The sequence below is a fragment of the Arthrobacter sp. Y3225116 genome, from assembly GCF_059091245.1.
In genome coordinates, this window is the sequence record NZ_JBNHGL010000515.1 from 1 (window position 1) to 747 (window position 747).

Annotated in this window: 1 protein-coding gene; it reads left to right on the forward strand. The window is 68.5% G+C overall.

Annotated features, from left to right (window positions below; translation table 11 throughout):
- Nucleotides 1-173: 173 nt before the first annotated feature.
- Nucleotides 174-747 (forward strand): alpha/beta hydrolase (locus AC5RV2_RS18700; RefSeq protein WP_494093573.1); only part of this gene is annotated, 574 nt, incomplete at its 3' end.

A 747-nucleotide genomic window follows, 5' to 3' on the forward strand; every position in this document is an offset into this window, starting at 1 on the left:
GCCTGGCTGGCCGACGCCATCAAGGACGGCTCCGACCTGCAGGACGCCCTGCGCACCTACCAGGCCAAGCGCAAGCCCATCACCGACGTGCTGCAGGACATCTCCCGCAAGCCGTTCGACATCGGTGACTCCTTCCCGGAGACCACGTCCTTCGAGAAGGGGGCTGGTGTCGAGTGACAATCCACCCCGAAATCGGCAAACTCCTGGCCACGCTGCCGCCGTTCGACCACGGCACGCGCCCCGACCCCGAGGCAAAGCGCGCGGGCGACCTGCAGTTCGTCGCCCCGCTGGAGGAACGGCTGCCGCTGCACGCCGTCGAGGACACCGTTGCAGCCACTGCGGCGGGCGAAGTCCCGGTGCGGATCTACACCCCGGCGGAGGCCGAGACCCACGGGCTGCTGGTGTACTTCCACGGCGGCGCATTCTTCTCCGGCAGCCTGGAAACGCACGACCATGTCGCGCGGGCGCTGGCCAAGGAGAGCGGTTACAAGGTCATCTCCGTCGGTTATCAACTGGCACCCGAGGCCGCCTTCCCGACCAGCCTGCAGGAGTGCTACGGCGTGGTCCGCTGGGCCGCCGAGCAGGGCGGGAGCCTGGCCTGGGACGGCAAGAACCTAGCTTTGGCCGGCGACAGCTCCGGCGCCAACTTCGTGGCGGCGGTGACGGCGATGGCCCACGACGAGGGCTTCGACCGGATCACGCACCAGGTCCTGTACTACCCGTCGCTGGACTTGGACTTCGACGAGG